At 70.2% G+C, this 17,102-nt stretch carries 16 protein-coding genes; 3 read left to right on the top strand and 13 right to left on the bottom strand.

Annotation, left to right across the window (positions count from 1 at the left end):
* Nucleotides 1-161: 161 nt before the first annotated feature.
* From OG472_RS32115 to OG472_RS32100, 4 genes are all read right to left on the bottom strand, one after another.
* Entirely contained in the window at nt 162-824 is a 663-nt protein-coding gene (locus OG472_RS32115; RefSeq protein WP_401611306.1) for a YybH family protein, read from the bottom strand.
* A gap of 673 nt (nt 825-1,497) precedes the next feature.
* Nucleotides 1,498-3,066 (bottom strand): NnrS multi-domain protein, encoded by a 1,569-nt coding sequence (locus OG472_RS32110; protein ID WP_405832320.1) that lies wholly within the window; start codon nt 3,064-3,066, stop codon nt 1,498-1,500.
* Nucleotides 3,067-3,212: 146 nt separating this feature from the next.
* Nucleotides 3,213-4,550 (bottom strand): class I SAM-dependent RNA methyltransferase, encoded by a 1,338-nt coding sequence (locus tag OG472_RS32105; RefSeq protein ID WP_405832318.1) that lies wholly within the window; start codon nt 4,548-4,550, stop codon nt 3,213-3,215.
* A gap of 92 nt (nt 4,551-4,642) precedes the next feature.
* Nucleotides 4,643-6,697, bottom strand: coding sequence for an APC family permease (locus OG472_RS32100; RefSeq protein WP_401611302.1), 2,055 nt, complete (start codon nt 6,695-6,697; stop codon nt 4,643-4,645).
* A 219-nt stretch (nt 6,698-6,916) separates the two neighbouring features.
* On the opposite strand from OG472_RS32100, the gene OG472_RS32095 reads away from it, so the two are divergent.
* Both OG472_RS32095 and OG472_RS32090 read left to right on the top strand, forming a co-directional pair.
* The gene (locus tag OG472_RS32095; RefSeq protein ID WP_401611301.1) at nt 6,917-7,585 is read left to right on the top strand and encodes a potassium channel family protein; all 669 of its coding nucleotides are present in this window, start codon (nt 6,917-6,919) and stop codon (nt 7,583-7,585) included.
* The gene (locus tag OG472_RS32090; RefSeq protein ID WP_030709508.1) at nt 7,582-8,244 is read left to right on the top strand and encodes a TrkA family potassium uptake protein; all 663 of its coding nucleotides are present in this window, start codon (nt 7,582-7,584) and stop codon (nt 8,242-8,244) included. Before OG472_RS32095 ends, OG472_RS32090 begins: the two co-directional genes overlap by 4 nt.
* Before the next feature lie 139 nt (nt 8,245-8,383).
* Here the strand turns inward: OG472_RS32090 and OG472_RS32085 are convergent, their stop codons facing one another.
* The 7 genes from OG472_RS32085 to OG472_RS32055 form a co-directional block, all read right to left on the bottom strand.
* Nucleotides 8,384-9,109 carry a DUF3159 domain-containing protein gene (locus OG472_RS32085; protein ID WP_383568689.1) on the bottom strand — a complete coding sequence of 242 codons (726 nt, stop codon included), beginning with the start codon at nt 9,107-9,109 and terminating at the stop codon, nt 8,384-8,386.
* Nucleotides 9,110-9,112: 3 nt separating this feature from the next.
* Nucleotides 9,113-9,532, bottom strand: a complete 420-nt coding sequence (locus OG472_RS32080) for an OB-fold nucleic acid binding domain-containing protein (protein WP_125816976.1) — start codon at nt 9,530-9,532, stop codon at nt 9,113-9,115.
* A 25-nt stretch (nt 9,533-9,557) separates the two neighbouring features.
* Nucleotides 9,558-10,244: a response regulator gene (locus OG472_RS32075; protein WP_383568693.1), complete on the bottom strand. Its 687-nt coding sequence runs from the start codon at nt 10,242-10,244 to the stop codon at nt 9,558-9,560.
* Complete coding sequence (locus OG472_RS32070; RefSeq protein ID WP_405832315.1) at nt 10,241-12,838, bottom strand: ATP-binding protein; 2,598 nt, start codon at nt 12,836-12,838, stop codon at nt 10,241-10,243. The genes OG472_RS32075 and OG472_RS32070 overlap by 4 nt, the downstream gene beginning before the upstream one ends.
* Nucleotides 12,839-13,091: 253 nt before the next feature.
* Entirely contained in the window at nt 13,092-13,877 is a 786-nt protein-coding gene (locus OG472_RS32065; RefSeq protein ID WP_327416857.1) for a DUF3710 domain-containing protein, read from the bottom strand.
* A 1-nt stretch (nt 13,878) separates the two neighbouring features.
* Nucleotides 13,879-14,424 (bottom strand): dUTP diphosphatase, encoded by a 546-nt coding sequence (gene dut / locus OG472_RS32060; protein ID WP_383568702.1) that lies wholly within the window; start codon nt 14,422-14,424, stop codon nt 13,879-13,881.
* Nucleotides 14,424-15,008, bottom strand: coding sequence for a PaaI family thioesterase (locus OG472_RS32055; RefSeq protein WP_361770644.1), 585 nt, complete (start codon nt 15,006-15,008; stop codon nt 14,424-14,426). The genes dut and OG472_RS32055 overlap by 1 nt, the downstream gene beginning before the upstream one ends.
* A 58-nt stretch (nt 15,009-15,066) precedes the next feature.
* Here OG472_RS32055 and OG472_RS32050 point away from each other — a divergent pair, with 58 nt between their 5' ends.
* Nucleotides 15,067-15,540 carry a DUF3093 domain-containing protein gene (locus tag OG472_RS32050; protein WP_401611297.1) on the top strand — a complete coding sequence of 158 codons (474 nt, stop codon included), beginning with the start codon at nt 15,067-15,069 and terminating at the stop codon, nt 15,538-15,540.
* 74 nt (nt 15,541-15,614) lie between these two features.
* On the opposite strand, the gene OG472_RS32045 is transcribed toward OG472_RS32050, so the two are convergent.
* Both OG472_RS32045 and OG472_RS32040 read right to left on the bottom strand, forming a co-directional pair.
* Nucleotides 15,615-16,547, bottom strand: a complete 933-nt coding sequence (locus OG472_RS32045) for a hypothetical protein (RefSeq protein WP_401611295.1) — start codon at nt 16,545-16,547, stop codon at nt 15,615-15,617.
* 12 nt (nt 16,548-16,559) lie between these two features.
* Nucleotides 16,560-16,856 carry a DUF4193 domain-containing protein gene (locus tag OG472_RS32040; RefSeq protein WP_267723728.1) on the bottom strand — a complete coding sequence of 99 codons (297 nt, stop codon included), beginning with the start codon at nt 16,854-16,856 and terminating at the stop codon, nt 16,560-16,562.
* Between the last annotated feature and the right edge of the window lie 246 nt (nt 16,857-17,102).

Genomic DNA, 17,102 nt, shown 5'->3' with positions numbered 1-17,102 from the left:
GATGGCCGGCCACCCATGGCCGATGCCGGAATTCCATGGGTGGCCGGACTTTTCTCGGAATGCTCGATTTTCGGCACGGCGGATCAGACTCGCGTGACACGGCTGGTTCGTCGGCGGGTCGACTGCACAGAAAGCAGGAGAGGCCGCCGATTCAGTTCAGATCAGTGGTGTGCGGCAGCTGCCGGCGCCGGCCCGCCGTGGGGCGGGTACGGGTTGTCCTGAACGTAAAGCCACTTACCGTCCGACTGCTCCTGCACGGTGTCGCAGAAATTGCCGGTGAAGCTCTCGCGGGTACCGTCCGCCGCGTTCTGCTCCAGCTTGTAATCGCCCATGATGGCCGCCGTGCGGTTGCGCACCTTGCCGTCCCACCCGCGCACCCCGCCCGCCATCACGACCTGGCGGGGGTTGACGGTCAGCACCGGGTTCGACTTGAACCACTCGATGTAGAACGCCCGGATGTCCTTGTGGCCCCTGATGACCGACCCGTCGTAATTGACGATCGCGGCCTCACGCTCATGGAGAGCGATGATTCCGTCGACGTCCTTGGCCTTGATCCGCTCGCCGAGCAACTGCAGCAACTCGGCAGGGGTCTTCGCGCCGCGCGAACCGAACTTGTCCGCGGATTCGGCGGTGTCCGTCGGGACCTCGGCGGTCGGCGAGGCCTCGGTGGTCGGCGGAACCTCCGTGGTCGGCGGAGTCTCCGTGACGGTGGCCGTGGGCGCGGCCACGGACTCGGTCTGCATGAACCTGGGGCCGACGATGCTTCCGGCCGTCAGCACTATGGCTGCGGCGGCGATCGGAAGCGTGTGCTTGATTTTGCTCATTACATCTCCCCGAACTGGAGATGGCAACAGGTTAATGCAGCGCGTTTGCGGTGCGGCCCTTAGATCGGCCCCTATTTGCCATCCCGCCCCCTTGACAGCAGTCATACAACAGTCCGGAACTGGCCCCTGTCAACGCTTCTAGAAACGCCGGGCGCGCCGCTGTGTCATTGCGCCCGCCCGAAGGCCGAAGCGGAATATCGACCACGCCGCGATGACCTGTGACTTTCACGGCTCTCGGAACCCGTCGACCAAAGCGGAACGGGGGCGGCCGGCGGCCAGGAACCTCTCGTTCCAGCGACCAGCACCCTTCATTTACGCCCGTTTTGCGCCCATATAGACGCCATTGGAAGGCCGTTCAGTGACGCACGCGACATCGACCACATCGCCCTGAGGACGCATGATCACCGTCGGTTAACAAAAAGCTGTGCATTGTTCACCGCTGAGTAAAGGAAAAGGAAAGCTAGGTTCCGGCCACCCTGAAACGGATGGCTGACCTGCGACTCATTGCCACGAAAATCCACCACCTGGCGATTTCCGGCCAACCGCGTGACTGATTTACGCCCATGCCGTTGACGCGAACACGGGGCTGAGCGATCAGACATATTCCGAATGAAAACAGCCACGAGCACCGGCCGCCGGCCCAGGAGGCCGCGGGTTCGCCGTCCGCTGCAGGTCAGTCGCCCTTCGGCAGGCTCTCGTACGAGAAGGTGCAGCGGACGCGGCCGTCCGCCGCCGGGACGAGACGGACCTGTTCGGCCGGCATCTGCAGCGCCTTGCCCGCCGGCTCGTCCCACAGCGATACGGTTCCTCCGGCCTCCCCGAAGGAGATGTAGGGCCGCTCGGGATGGAGGACGCCACCTCGGCTGCTGAGTTTCGCCGCGAGGACGGTCGGCTCCACGCACGCCCACTCCGGCTCCACGCCGAAGTAGGAAGGCAGTTGCTCCTTGCGCACCGCCGCCGCGCGGAAGTCCTTCACCGCGTCCCCGGCCGACTCCAGGGCCCCGGTCGCACACAGCAATGCCACCGCAACCTGGGTGACCACGTAGAGCGGTACGCCCAGCCTCTCGACAGGGCTGACGAACGGTGCGTGCACGTGTTTGGCGATGCCCCACAGGGCCGGGACGAACAGTGCGAAGCTCAACAGGCTCAACAGCCTCACCGCCGATGCGGCTTGCCAGAGCGCGGGTACGTCGAGGTCCTCGGGTTTCAGCTCGAGGCTGTCCGCGTACATCGCGTGCAGCACCGACCCCGAGCTCACCACCAAGGACACGACAAGCGCAAAAGCCAGAGGTGCCGCGCAGGCGATCCACTCGCCCCACGTCCACCGCCGGACCAGGAGCCAGATGCCTGCGGTCGTCGCCACAACGGCGAACAGCGTCAGCATCTGTGTCGGAGTCCAGCCTGCTCCGTCCTCCGCACCCGCGCCGAAGGCGACGGCAAGGAACCAGGCGGCCACCGCGGCGCACAGCAGGAGACCGCGTCCGCGGCCCCCGAGGGCGAACATGACGCTCGCCAGCCGGGCTGCCATGAAGAAGCACAGCACCGCCGCGCCGGCCCATACCCACGTCCGCACACCGCTGTGCTGTCGGGCGACCACCGCGCAGAAGGCCATGGCGAGCAGCCAGGCCACGAGACGGCTCGCCCTGCGCTGGAAGTCCCCCTCACGGCGGGGCACGATGTGGCTGCGCTCCCGGCCGGAGAGCGGCCGTACGTCGGTGGCCGGCCCGGCGTCGGACCCGCCGTGCAGGTCCATGCGGGAGAGCCGCCGGGCTTCCGATGCCGTGCCCGTCACCACGAGGCCGGTGTCGTGGTACCCACGCCTCTCCGCGAAACGCGCACGCGCCACCTCGGTTGCGCGGCCCAGCCTCGCCACCGGTGTCCGGGGCCTCGGAACGGGTACACGAGGGGGCCGATGGGCGACGGTATGCCCCCACCAGACCGTCAGCTGCTCCCTGTCCCGGTCCATCAGCTCGCAGCGCCGGGCGTACATCTCCAGACCCGTGGCCCGTGCCAGCCGCTCCACGCGCCAGGCGGCTGCCCGCGTGGTGCGCCTGTTGCGGGCCCCGAAGAACCTCACCTCGACGGAGTACAGACGCGCCGAGGCATCCGCCCGGAGCACCCCGGTGGACGCTCCGTCGCCACGGACGAAGGACGTGCCGACCGGCCAGTCCTGCTCTGCGAACTCCCGCTCCGCCTGATCCCAGTCGCGCTGCCCACCGCGCACTTCGACCAGAACGAGCACCCGTTGGTCATAACGCCGTCGTGGCATCAGCCCCCCTCTCACCGGCGTCCGAAGGTACAGCGGCCGGTGATGCGGCGGTCACGCCGGAAGGAATCCGCCCCTGAAGGGGAACCGACGCCGACGACGCAATCTAGAGAACCCTCAGCTCAGGCACCCTTGGCGATGGGCTCGAGGATCGCCACGCACTCCACGTGGTGCGTCATCGGGAACAGGTCGAAGACGCGCAACGTGCGGACCTTGTAGCCGTTCTCCTTGAAGTAGCCCAGGTCGCGGGCCAGGGCCGCCGGGTCGCAGGCCACGTAGGCGATGCGGCGGGCCGAGAGGCCCGCGATGTGGCGGACCGTGCCCTTGCCGGCGCCCGCGCGGGGCGGGTCCAGGACGACCAGGTCGCACTCCGTGATGCCGGTCTTCGGGAGGATCTGGTCGACCTTGCCCTGCTCGATGCGGACCCGGGGGAAGTCCGCCAGGTTGTGCCGGGCGTCCTCGACCGCGCGCTTCGTCGACTCGATGCCGAGCACAGCGCCGCTCTCGCCGAGGCGTTCGGCCAGCGCGCCCGCGAAGATGCCGACGCCGCAGTAGAGGTCGAGGGCCATCTCGCCCTTGCGCGGCATCAGGCCCTGCATGACGGCCTTGATCAGGGTGTCCGCGGCCTGCGGGTGGACCTGCCAGAAGCCGCCCATGCCCACGCGGTACGTACGGCCGTCCGCGCGCTCGCGCACGAAGGGGCGGCCGTGGACGCGGTGGACCCCGCCGTCCTTCTCCTCGACCCGGAGGACCGAGACCGGCTTGTCCAGCTCGACGAGCGGGAGGCGGCCGCCGGGGCGGGGGGTGAGGACGACCTGGCGGTCGTTGGAGCCGGAGGCCGCGATGGCCTCCACCGTCTCCATCTGCGGCCAGTCCTGCTGCTCGATGCCCAGTTCCGAGACACCGGGAGCCGCGATCATGCAGTGGTCGATCGGCTCGATGTCGTGCGAGCGGTGCTTGCGCAGGCCGACCCGGCCGTCCTCGTCGATCGCGAACTGCACGCGGGTGCGCCACTGCGGGACCTGACCGGCCGGCAGCTTGTCGCCCTCGGCGGGCATCACGGTGCCGTCCCAGCCGGCTTCCTCCGGGGTGAGTCCGGCGAGCCGCTTCAGCTGCTCGGCGACGACCTCGCCCTTGAGCCGGCGCTGTGCGCCCGGCTTGGCGTGCTGCCAGTCGCAGCCGCCGCACTTGCCGGGGCCGGCGTACGGGCAGGGGGCCTCGACGCGGTCCTTGGAGGCGTCGAGCACGGTGATGGCGTCGGCGCGCAGGTAGCGGGAGTCGACGTCGCCCTCGGTGACCTTCGCGATGACCTTCTCACCGGGCAGGGTGTGGCGGACGAACAGGACGCGGCCGTCCGCGGTCCGGGCGATGCAGTGTCCGCCGTGTGCGACGGGGCCGACCTCGACCTCGTACTCCTCCCCCACCAGTGACTGCTTCTCGTTCTGCTCGGCGCTCGTCATGGTGGGGAGACTCCAAAAACCTGAAAAGGGGAACGGCCGGACGACCGACCCACCAGTTTACGTGGATCTCGTCCGGCCGTTCACCAACCTGGTCAGCCCTTCGAGGCGGGCTCCTTCGGGGGCCGCGGGGTGTCGACCGGGCCGCGGCGCACGGCGCCCGGGGCGTTCCAGTCCTGGCGCTTCTTCGCCCGCTTCTTGGCGAGCTCCGAGGACTCCAGCTGGTAGGGCACCGAGGTGACCATCACACCGGGCGTGAAGAGCAGCCGGCCCTTGAGGCGCAGCGCGCTCTGGTTGTGCAGCAGGTGCTCGTACCAGCGTCCGACGACATACTCCGGGATGTAGACGCTGACGGCGTCGCGCGGGTTCTCGCTGCGCAGGCCCTTCACGTACTCGACCACCGGGCGGGTGATCTCGCGGTACGGCGAGTCGAGGATCTTGAGCGGGACGTTGATCCCGCGCCGGTCCCACTCGTCGCGCAGCGCCTTGGTCTCGGCCGGGTCGACGCTGATGCTGAGCGCCTCCAGGGTGTCCGAGCGGGTCAGCTTGGCGAAGGCCAGGGCGCGCAGCGTGGGCTTGTGGACCTTGGAGACCAGGACGATCGAGTGGACCCGGGAGGGCCGCACGCTGTCGTCGCTGGGGCCCTCGGCGGCGGCGATCTCGGCGGAGACCCGGTCGTAGTGCTTCCGGATCGCGCTCATGGTGCCGTAGAAGATCAGCATGCCGAGCAGGGCGACCCACGCACCGTGGGTGAACTTCGTGGCGAGGACGATGACCAGCACCATGCCGGTGAAGAAGGCGCCGAAGGCGTTGATCGCCCGGGAACGGTGCATCCGGCGGCGGGCGGCGGCGTCGCGCTCCGACTTCAGGTGGCGGTTCCAGTGCCGGACCATGCCGATCTGGCTCAGCGTGAAGGAGACGAACACGCCGACGATGTAGAGCTGGATCAGCTTGGTCGAGTCCGCGTCGTAGATCCAGACGAGCAGGATCGCGGCGCCGGCGAGGAGCACGATGCCGTTGGAGAAGGCCAGCCGGTCGCCCCGGGTGTGCAGCTGGCGCGGCAGGTAGCGGTCCTGCGCGAGGATCGAGCCGAGCAGCGGGAAGCCGTTGTACGCGGTGTTCGCCGCCAGGAAGAGCACCAGCGCGGTGGCCGCGGCCAGCAGGATGAAGAGGAAGCTGCCGTCACCGAAGACGGCCTCGGCCACCTGGGAGATCACCGGGTTCTGGATGTACTCGGGGCCGACCGGGACGCCGTTCGCCAGCAGGTCCTCGGCGGGGTTCTCGGCCATCCGCACGTCGCTGGCCATGGCCAGGCCGATGATGCCGCAGAACATGGTGACCGCCAGGCCGCCCATGTAGGCGAGGGTGGACGCGGCGTTCTTGCTCTTGGGCTTGCGGAAGGCGGGGACGCCGTTGCTGATGGCCTCGACGCCCGTCAGGGCCGCACAGCCGGAGGAGAAGGCCCGGAGCAGAAGGAAGACCATCGCGAAGCCGGCCAGACCCTGTTGCTCGGGTTTGATCTCGAGGTCGGCGGTCGGCGCCGTCAGGGTTTCGCCGAGGACGATGCCCTTCCAGGCACCCCAGCCGATCATGACGAAGACGGCGGCGACGAATACATAAGTGGGGATTGCGAAGAGTTTGCCGGACTCCTTCACGCCGCGCAGGTTCATCAGCGTGAGCAGAAGGATCATGACGGTCGCCGAGAGCACCTTGTGCTCGATGACGAAATGCACGGCGGAGCCGAGGTTCTCGACTCCGGAGGAGATCGACACGGCGACGGTCAGGACGTAGTCGACGAGCAGGGCGCTCGCGACGGTCAGACCGGCCCTGGGTCCGAGGTTGGTGTTCGCCACCTCGTAGTCGCCGCCACCGCTCGGGTAGGCGTGGACGTTCTGGCGGTAGGAGGCCACGACGGTGAACATCAGTACGACGACCGCGAGTGCGATCCAGGGGCTGTACTGATACGCCGACACGCCCGCGATCGACAGGACCAGCAGGACCTCGCCAGGGGCATATGCCACGGAGGAGAGCGGGTCGGAGGCGAAGACGGGAAGGGCGATCCGCTTGGGCAGGAGGGTTTCTCCGAGGCGGTCGCTGCGTAGCGCCCGGCCGATCAGGATCCGTTTGGGCACGTCGGTCAGTTTGGACACGCAGAGGATCGTAAGCGTTCGAAATCAGACTGACGAACCCCCACCCCCTCATACCGCAATCCCGCCGCAATTCCTCCCCGGCCGCACCACGACTGCGGCGCAAGAGGCCCCACCTGTGACCGCCCGTGTGTAGCTTGGGCCATGGTCTGAGACCCTGTTAAACCAGAGCATGCAATGAGGCTGGGAACCAGCGAGTCGCTGACAGCCGGAAGGACGGCCGTGCACATCGTCATTATGGGCTGCGGAAGAGTGGGCTCCGCCCTCGCGCAAACCCTGGAACAGCAGGGGCATACGGTCGCCGTCGTCGACCAGGACCCCACCGCATTCCGCCGGCTCGGCGCCGGATTCGGCGGCCGCCGCGTCACCGGGGTCGGCTTCGACCAGGACACCCTGAGGGAGGCGGGAATCGAGGACGCGGGCGCCTTCGCCGCCGTCAGCAGTGGTGACAATTCCAACATCATCGCCGCTCGCGTGGCCCGGGAGATGTTCGGCGTCGAGAACGTCGCCGCGCGCATCTACGACCCCAAGCGCGCCGAGGTCTACCAGCGTCTCGGCATCCCCACCGTCGCCACCGTGCGGTGGACCGCCGACCAGATGCTGCGCCGGCTGCTGCCGTCGGGCGCCGAACCGCTGTGGCGCGACCCGAGCGGCGGTGTCCAGCTCGCCGAGGTGCACACCTCCGCCGCCTGGATCGGGCACAAGGTCAGCCAGCTCCAGGAGGAGACCGGCGTCCGCGTCGCCTTCCTCACCCGCTTGGGCGAGGCCATGCTGCCCACGTCGGCGACCGTCCTCCAGGAGGGCGACCTCGTCCACGTGATGATGCGCACGGACGAGATCGACAAGGTCGAGGCGGCGTTCGCCGAAGGGCCTGAGGAGGCACACGCATGAGGGTCGCGATCGCCGGGGCAGGCGCGGTGGGCCGCTCCATCGCGGGCGAACTGCTGGAGAACGGCCACGAGGTGCTCCTGGTCGACAAGGCGCCGACCGCCATCTCGGTGGAACGGGTGCCGCAGGCCGAGTGGCTGCTGGCCGACGCCTGCGAGATCACCTCGCTGGACGAGGCGGCGCTCCAGCGCTGCAACGTGGTCATCGCGGCGACCGGTGACGACAAGGTCAACCTCGTCGTCTCGCTGCTCGCCAAGACCGAGTACGGGGTGCCGCGCGTGGTGGCCCGTGTGAACAACCCGAAGAACGAGTGGCTCTTCAACGAGTCCTGGGGCGTCGACGTCGCGGTCTCCACGCCGCGTCTGATGTCGGCCCTGGTCGAGGAGGCCGTCAGCGTCGGCGACCTGGTACGGCTGCTGCGCTTCAGCCACGGCGACGCCAACCTCGTCGAGCTGACCCTGCCGGCCGACTCCTCGGTCGCGGGCACCCAGATCAGCGAGATCACCTGGCCCGAGGACACCTCGCTGGTCACGATCATCCGCGGCAACCGGGTCCTCACCCCGCACGGGGAAGAGACCCTGGAGCCTGGCGACGAACTGCTGTTCGTGGCCGCCCAGGCCCGCGAGGAGCAGCTGGAGGACCTCCTCCAGGCCCGCGGCTAGCCCTTGGCCCTTGCGGCCACGCTCGACGACGAAGGGGGCGCGCCCTGCGGGGCGCGCCCCCATCGGACGTCCCGGGGCGACACGAAGGGGCGGGACCGGCCACCCGGGCCGGTCCCGCCCCTTCGTCAGCTGTGGGCCGTCAGGCCTTCGGCCCCTTGGCGGCGGCCTCCGCGGCCTCCTTCGCCTCCCACTCCGCGATCACGTCGATCGGCGGCGGCGCCTTCGCCAGGAAGACCCAGGTGAAGTACACGGCGAGCACCATCGGCGGCAGCTTCAGCGCGATCAGCACCCAGCCCAGCTGCGTCGCGTCACCCCACCAGTACAGCGGGAAGAGGATCGCGTACTTGGCGAGGAAGATCAGGCCCCAGGCCAGGCTGGCCTTGGTGTACGCCTTCTTGCGCCCCGGGTTGCGCGTGCGCCAGGACAGGTTCTCCTTGAACACCGGGCCCAGGATCACGCCCAGCAGCGGGAAGCCCACGAGCGCGGAGAGGGTGAAGGCGATCCCGAGTCCGGCGCCGTAGATCATGCCCGGCAGGTAGAAGCCCTTCGGGCTGCCCGTGAACAGGGCGAAGGCCACGCCCACGCCCACGCCGAAGACCCCGCTGAAGGCGTGCTTCACCGTGTCCTTGCGCAGCAGCCGGACGATCACCAGGAGCACCGCGACGGCGCCCGCGGCGAAGGCGGACCACTTCAGGTCCTTGTTGATCGTGTAGATCATGACGAAGAGCAGCCCGGGGAGCATCGTCTCCACGGTGCCCCGGATGCCTCCGAAGGCGTCGAACAGCGCCGCCTGGGTGACCGCGCTCTGGTCCTCGGACGGTGTGGCGGCGGGGTCCGGGGTGGTCGGTTTGTCGAATGACGTCACCGGTCAGTGCTCCTGTCCGAGCGGTCGGAGTTCGTACTTCGGGTTGAAGAGCACCCGACGGCCATGACTCATCGAGATGCGTCCGGAGGCGATCATGCGCCGCCCCGGCTCGATTCCCACGATCGAGCGACGCCCGAGCCAGACCACGTCCAGGGCGGCGGAGCCGTCGAACAGCTCCGCTTCCAGTGCGGGGACGCCCGCCCGCGGCCGCAGGGTGACGGTACGCAGGGTTCCGGTCACCTTGACTATCTGGCGGTCGTGGCAGTCGCAGATCCGCGTGCACCCCGCGGCTTCTGCGTCCTCCTGCAGCTCCGCCGAATGCAGCTCCTCCTGCGAGGTGGACAGCCGCTCGATCATCCGGCGGAACCGGCCCGCCGGCCGGGCCGGCTTCGCGGGCTTCTCGGGACGCGGTTCAGCACTCATACAAGGAAGCCTACCGGCGTGCCGACTACCTCTCGAAGCGGTATCCCATGCCCGGTTCGGTGATGAAGTGCCGCGGGTGCGAGGGGTCCGCCTCCAGCTTGCGCCGCAGTTGGGCCATGTAGACCCGCAGGTAGTTGGTCTCGGTGCCGTACGAGGGCCCCCAGACCTCCTGGAGCAGTTGCTTCTGGCTGACCAGCTTGCCGCGGTTGCGGACCAGGACCTCCAGCAGGTGCCACTCGGTCGGCGTCAGCCGTACGTCGCGCCCCTCGCGCACGGCCTTCTTCGCGGCCAGGTCCACCGTGAAGCCCTCGGTCTCCACGATCACCTCGTCCTCGCCGGAACCGGCCGGGGGCTCGGCGCGGCGGACGGCGGCGCGCAGCCGAGCCAGCAGCTCGTCCATGCCGAAGGGCTTGGTGACGTAGTCGTCGGCCCCCGCGTCCAGCGCCTCGACCTTCTCGTCGGAACTGTGCCGGGCGGAGAGGACCAGGATCGGCACCCGGGTCCAGCCGCGCAGCCCCTTGATCACTTCGACGCCGTCCATGTCGGGCAGCCCGAGGTCGAGGACGACGACGTCGGGGTGACGGGCCGCCGCGAGCTCCAGTGCGCTGGCACCGTCGGCGGCGGCGTCGACCTCGTACTTGCGTGCCTTCAGGTTGATCACGAGGGCGCGGACGATCTGCGGCTCGTCTTCCACCACGAGCACCCGGGTCATTGGGGTCCTGCCTTCTGTCGCGTCATCCGATCACTGCTGTGATCACGTTCCGTGTGTTCCATCGGTTCGGGCGGCCCTTCGGGCGGCGGGCCGGGGGGCACCGCGCGCAGGGTGAGCACCATGGTCAGCCCGCCGCCGGGGGTGTCCTCGGCCGCCAGGGTGCCGTCCATGGCCTCGGCGAACCCCCGGGCGACCGCGAGCCCGAGGCCCACGCCGGACCCCCGTGGGGCGTCACCGTACCGCTGGAAGGGGGCGAAGATCCGGTCCCTGGCCTCCTCGGGCACCCCCGGCCCGCGGTCGACGACCCGTACCTCGACGCGGTCGCCGAGACAGCTGGCCGCCACCAGCACCGGTCTCCCCGGCGGGCTGTACTTGACGGCGTTCTCCACGATGTTGGCCACGGACCGCTCCAGCAGCCCCGGGTCCACCGCCACCATCGGCAGCGTCTCGGGCACGTCCAGCCGCACGCTGTCCTCCGGTACGCCGCCCAGTGCCATCGGGACCACCTCGTCGAGGTAGATCTCCCGGATGAGCGGGGTGACGGTGCCGGTCTGCAGCCGGGACATGTCGAGCAGGTTGCCCACCAGGTGGTCGAGGCGGTCGGCGCCGTCCTCGATGCCTTCCAGGAGCTCGGCCCGGTCCTCCTCGGACCAGTCCACGTCGTCGGAGCGCAAGGAGCTCACGGACGCCTTGATGGAGGCCAGCGGCGTACGGAGGTCATGGCTCACGGCGGCCAGCAGCGCGGTCCGGATCCGGTTGCCCTCGGCCAGCCGGCGGGCCTCCTCGGCCTCTCCGACCAGCCGCTGGCGGTCCAGGACCACGGCCGCCTGGGCCGCGAAGGCGCCCAGCACCCGGCGGTCCTCGGCGGGCAGGACCCGCCCGGACAGGGCCAGCGCCATGTGGTCGCCGATCGGCATGTCCACATCGGCGTCCTCGGGCCGGTCGGCGGGGCTCGGGCCGACGCTGCCGGCCGGCTTCCAGGGCTCCACGTCGTTCGCCCGCTCCAGGAGGGCCACGGACTCCATGGCGAAGGTCTCGCGCACCCGCTCCAGCAGCGCGTCCAGCGTGGTCTCCCCGCGCAGCACGCTGCCGGCGAGGAAGGAGAGGATCTCCGACTCGGCGCGCAGCCGGGCCGCCTGGTGGGTGCGGCGCGCGGCGAGGTCCACCACGGACGCCACGGAGACGGCCACCCCGACGAAGACGGCGATGGCGACGATGTTCCGGGCGTCGGAGATGGCGAACCGGTGCAGCGGCGGGGCGAAGTAGTAGTTCAGCAGCAGCGAGCCGACGGCGGCGGAGGCGAGGGCCGGCCAGAGGCCGCCGAGCAGCGCCGCCGCGACCGTCAGCGCCAGGAAGAGCAGCATGTCGTTGGCGAGCCCGGGGTCCCACGCGACGTGCGTCAGCAGCAGGCAGAGCAGCGGCGGGAAGACCACGCCCACCACCCAGCCGGCGAGGATCCGGGGCCGCCCGAGCCGGGCCGCCGAGCGGACCACGGGCAGACCGCGCCCCTTGGCGGCCTCCTCGTGCGTGACGATGTGGACGTCCAGGTCGGGCCCCGAGTCGCGGGCCACGCTCGCGCCGACGCCGGGGCCGAAGACGTACTGCCACGAGCGGCGGCGGCTGGAGCCGAGCACGATCTGGGTGGCGTTGACCCCGCGCGCGAATTCCAGCAGCGCGTCCGGGATGTTGTCGCCGATCACATGGTGAAACGTTCCGCCCAGGTCCTCGACCAGGGTCCGCTGGACCGCGAGCTCCTTCGGCGAGGCCGCGGTCAGCCCGTCGCTGCGGGCGATGTAGACGGCCAGGATCTCGCTGCCCGAGCCCTTGGCCGCCATGCGAGAGGCGCGCCGGATCAGCGTGCGCCCCTCCGGCCCGCCGGTCAGCCCGACGACGATCCGCTCCCGCGCCTGCCAGGTCGAGCGGATGCCGTGCTCGCCCCGGTACTCCTGGAGGTACTCGTCCGCCCGGTCGGCCACCCACAGCAGCGCGAGCTCGCGCAGGGCCGTGAGGTTGCCGGGCCGGAAGTAGTTGGACAGGGCCGCGTCGACCTTTTCGGGCTCGTATATGTTCCCGTGCGCCATCCGCCGGCGCAGCGCCTGCGGGGACATGTCGACCAGCTCGATCTGGTCGGCCCGGCGGACCACCTCGTCGGGCACGGTCTCCCGCTGCCGCACCCCGGTGATCGACTCGACCACGTCCCCCAGGGACTCCAGGTGCTGGATGTTCACGGTGGACACGACGTCGATCCCGGCCCGCAGCAGCTCCTCGACGTCCTGCCAGCGCTTGGCGTTGCGGGAGCCGGGCACGTTGGTGTGCGCGAGCTCGTCCACGAGCGCGATGGCGGGTCCGCGGGCGAGGAGGGCGTCCACGTCCATCTCGGTGAAGGAGGCTCCGCGGTGGGTGAGGGCCTTGCGCTCCACCCGTTCGAGACCGTGCAGCATGACCTCCGTGCGCGGCCGCCCGTGGTGCTCGACGAAGCCGACGACGAGGTCTGCGCCCCGCTCCACCCTGCGGTGGCCTTCGGAGAGCATCGCGTAGGTCTTGCCCACACCGGGTGCCGCGCCGAGATAGATCCTGAGCTTGCCGCGTCCCATGCGCCCATTCTCGGGGACGTCCGTGCCCGCCACGCACCGATCACCGCCCGGGCGGTGATCCCTGACGGATCCCTGACGCTCCGCTCGGATCCCCTGCGCGACGGGCGGAGCGGGACGGGACGAAGGGGGCCGGGGCGGGGCGGGACCCGGACGGGGCCGGGCGTGCGAAAGCCGGTGGGCCCCGTCCCGAAGGAGCGGGGCCCACCGGCCGAAAACATGCGACGGCCCCCTGTGCGCACGGGGCCGTCCGGGGTCAGCGGACCTCGGTGATCTCCGGGCCGCGCTCGAGCTGGCCCATGCCGCCGCCGAAGCGGGAGCCTTCCTGCTCCTCCGTCTGCACGCCGTCCGGCACCATCTGGGCGTCGTTCGGCAGCTTCAGGACGATCGGGTCGCGGGGGGCCATCGGGCCGTCGCCGCGGACGACGACGGTGTCCCGGAAGATCTGCTCCAGCACGCCCGACGACTCGGGGCGCACCGCGCCCTGGCCGGAGATGACGCCGCGCAGGAACCAGCGCGGACCGTCGACGCCGACGAAGCGGACCAGCTGGGCGCCGGTCTGTCCGTCCGGGAGCGGTACGGGCACTTGTGCGCGCAGCTCCCAGCCCAGCGAACCCTGGGCCTCGTCGATGATGCCGCCCTGCTGGGTGATGCCCGCGGCGATCTCCTCGCGGACCTCGCCCCAGATGCCTTCCTTCTTGGGCGCGGCGAAGGCCTGCAGCTGCACGGCGCTGTCGCCCAGGACCACGGTCGCGGCCACGATCGCGTCACCCGCGACCTCGACGCGCAGTTCCATGCCCTCGACACCGGGTACGAGGATGCCGCCCAGGTCGACCCGGCCGTCGGCCGGGTTCCCGAGTACCTCGGAGACGTCCCACGGGCCGTCGGGCCGCGGGGCGGGGGGCAGGTTCACCCGGCGCGGCGTGGCAGCGCCGTCCTGCTCGCCCGCATCGTCCGGCTCACCGGATCCGACGCCGTCTACGACCTGCTCGGCCGCGCCGCCGTCCTTGGCGGAGTCGTTCTTCTTGCGACGTCCGAACACGTCACTGTCCTTCCCGGTCGGTTACGACCGAAGCGTAGCCATTCCCACCCTGCTGACCAGCCCCGGATCCGGCCACGGCCGCATGACCGCCGGTGGAGCCGAAACCCCCCTCGGCCCGGGCCGAGCCGGGAAGTTCCGCCACCTCGTGGAAGCGCACCTTCTCGACCCGCTGGACAACCAGCTGGGCAATGCGGTCGAAACGCTCGAACCGGACGCTCTCGCGAGGGTCGAGATTGACCACGATCACCTTGATCTCTCCACGGTACCCGGCATCCACCGTCCCCGGGGCATTCACGAGGGCGAGCCCGCAGCGTGCGGCCAGGCCGGACCTGGGGTGCACGAACGCCGCGTACCCGTCGGGCAGGGCGATGGACACTCCGGTGGGCAGTACGGTCCGCTCGCCGGGAGCCAGCTCCGCGGCCTGGGTCGTCACCAGGTCGCAGCCGGCGTCACCGGGGTGACCGTACGCGGGAATGGGGACCTCCGGATCGACGCGGCGGATCAGCACGTCGACCGCATGGCGGGGTCCGTTGTGGTTCAGGGACATCAGGGGTTCACCTCGAAGGCGCGTGCGCGCCTGACCTGGTCCGGGTCGGCCATCGCCGCCCGGATCTCCTCGGGCCGTCCGTTGTCGATGAAGTGGTCGACCTTCACCTCGATGAAGAGGGCGTCGGCACGCACGGCGACCGGGCCCTGCGGACCGCCTATCCGGCCGACGGCGGTGCAGTAGATCTTGCGCCCGGCAACGGCGGTGACCTCGGCCTCCAGGTACAGCACGGTGTCCACGGGCACGGGCCGTACGAAGTCGGTCTCCAGCCGCCCCGTCACCGCGATGACGCGCAGCAGCCAGTTCAGGGAGCCCAGGGTCTCGTCGAGCGCGGTGGCGAGCACCCCGCCGTGGGCGAGGCCGGGAGCGCCCTGGTGTGCGGGCTTGACGGTGAACTCGGCGGTGATGCGCACGCCCTCGCCCGCACGGGCCTCCAGGTGGAGTCCGTGCGACTGTCCCCCGCCGCAGCCGAAACAGTGCTCGTAGTGCGCACCGAGGAGCTCGCCGGGTGCCGGGGCATCGGGGTGCCGGACCGGCGCGGTGGCATCGGCCGGAGGCGTCAACGCTGTGTTTCGTCCACTCACAGCCGCAGACCTTACCCGCGCGGCTACCCACCGGTCGCCTCGTGGCAGGCTTGAGCTCATGCAGCTCTCCCCCGCGCACCACGACGAACGACTGACCGCCCCCCGCTTCTGGTGGGGCGTCGCCGTGCTGACCGGCCTCGCCTGTGCGCTGATGCTGCTGCCGCTGGGCACGATGCCGCTGCTGGCCGGCCTGGTCGGGGGCACCGCACTGAGCGGGCTGCTGGTGAGCTCGTACGGTTCCGCGCGCGTGCGCGTGGTGAGCGGGACGCTGGTGGCCGGGGACGCCCGGATCCCGGTGACCGCGCTGGGCGAGCCCGAGATCCTGGACGCGGAGGAGTCGCGCGCCTGGCGCACGTACAAGGCGGACACCCGCGCCTTCATGCTGATGCGCAGCTACGTGCCGACGGCGGTCCGCGTCGAGGTCACCGACCCGGCCGACCCGACCCCGTACGTCTACGTCTCCACCCGCGAGCCCGCGGCCCTGGTCGCGGCGATCCGTGCGGCGAAGGCGCAGGCGGTGCCGGCCGAATAGCGGCTGCTCCCGGCGGCCGGACTCGGCAGCCGGCGTCAGCGGCCGGTGCCAACGGCAGGTCTCAGCGGCCGGTCTCAGCCGGGCGTGAACGGATCCCGGCCCTCGAGTGCGGCCCTGGTGGCCTCGGGAAGGGGCTGTACGGGCTGCTCCAGGGGCGGCAGGGCCGGAAGGGCATCCCACGCCACGGCCCTGCGCCGCAGGTCGCCACGAACCTTCTCGGCGACTTTGAGCGTGTCGCGGCGGTTCATGACCGCGCCGACGGCGGCGCCCACCATGAACGGCATGAGGTTCGGCAGGCTGCGGAACATCCGCTTCATGATCTGCTGGCGCAGTTCGCGCTTCATCTGCCCGCCGAGCGCGGCATTCAGCGTCGTCGGCTTGGTCAGGTCGACTCCGCGCTCCTCCGTCCAGGCGGTCAGGTAGGCGTAGCTGCGCTGCGCGAGGCTGCCGGGCGCGCGGAGCCCGTACACCTCGTGGAGCTCGGCGACGAGCTTCAGCTCGATCGCCGCGACCCCCGTGATCTCCGCCGCCAGCTCCGCGGGCATCGCGGGCGGGACGGGCAGCATGGCCGCCGCGCCGATCCCCGCTCCAACGGTGGAGGTGGCATTGGCGGCGCCCGAGATCAGCTTGTCGGCAAGCTGATCGGGGCCGAGGCCCGGGAACTGCGCGCGCAGGGTCGCGAGGTCCCGAACCGGAACGCGCGGTGCGTTCTCGATGACTCTTTCGGTGATGTACAGGACGGCGTCCCTGACACTTTCGCCGCCCTTGCGTACACCCTTCTTGACGGCTTGCAGCCGACGGGCCCCGGACCTGTGCCGGGCCCCCTCACCGGGCTCTGTGGCCGACGGCACCGCCGGGGCGGTGTCGGAGGGCACGGCGATCGCTTCACTGGCGGAGTCGCCGGGGGCTCCGGAACCCGTTTCCGGGTCCAGGGGTGCCACCTGCGCCTCCGCCGGATCACCAGACTTTCGGAAGCGCCGCTTCCGAAAGGGTGTCGAGCCAGCCACGGCCGACGCCTCTCAGTCGCAGTCGCGACAGATCGGCTGACCGTTCTTCTCGCGCGCCAGCTGGCTGCGGTGGTGCACCAGGAAGCAGCTCATGCAGGTGAACTCATCGGCCTGCTTGGGCAGGACCCGGACGGCCAGCTCCTCATTGGAGAGGTCCGCACCGGGAAGCTCCAGGCTCTCGGCAGAGTCGAATTCGTCCATGTCCGAGGCCGAGGACGACTTGTCGTTACGTCGGGCCTTCAGCTCTTCAATGCTGTCGTTGTCGACGTCGTCGTCGGTCTTGCGCGGGGTGTCGTAGTCCGTTGCCATTGTTCGCTCTCCCCCTCTGGGTGTTAGCGGTGTCTCAGCGCACGTAACGCACGAGAGGCCGGACTTGTGCCCGACCTGAGGCGGAGATTTTGCCTCACATCAAGGTCTGTTACTCAATCGACACCCAGCCGCCCACCTGAAGGGGCGATTGGCTGGGATGACGACCGGGACCGTACACGGTCCGGGGGCCGTCTTGCACAAACGCCACCCCGTGTATTTCCCGCCATACGGGGGGCCGGAAACCCG

This window comes from Streptomyces sp. NBC_00207, assembly GCF_045160965.1.
Taxonomy (GTDB): domain Bacteria; phylum Actinomycetota; class Actinomycetes; order Streptomycetales; family Streptomycetaceae; genus Streptomyces.
This window is presented reverse-complemented; position numbering and strand designations above follow the sequence as displayed.